Annotated in this window: 1 pseudogene; it reads right to left on the bottom strand. The window is 59.6% G+C overall.

Annotated elements, in window-relative coordinates:
- Positions 1 to 69 precede the first annotated feature (69 nt).
- Positions 70 to 240, bottom strand: a pseudogene (locus EOD29_RS34695) (divalent metal cation transporter); the annotation flags it as partial.

The following is a 240-nucleotide window of genomic DNA, read 5'->3' as shown; positions in this document are numbered from 1 at the left end:
AGAGGGGAGAACTTGTGGCTCCCCTCTCGTCGATGATTTCAACAATGGCCGGGCGGCTTACACCAGAATTTAGCCGGTGACGAAGTCGAAGAGCAGCTTGACGTTCAATCCGGCGATGACGACCGCGATCACATAGGCGATGCCGCTCAGCCAGCGCGGCGCCACCAACTCGCCCATCTTGGCCTTGCTGGCGGTGAACATCACAAGCGGGAAGACGGCGAAGGAAAGCTGCAGGCTGAG

This window comes from Mesorhizobium sp. M1A.T.Ca.IN.004.03.1.1 (assembly GCF_003997555.1).
Classification (GTDB): Bacteria; Pseudomonadota; Alphaproteobacteria; order Rhizobiales; family Rhizobiaceae; genus Mesorhizobium.
Note: the sequence above shows the minus strand (reverse complement) of the source record. Positions and strands in the feature narration are given on the sequence as shown.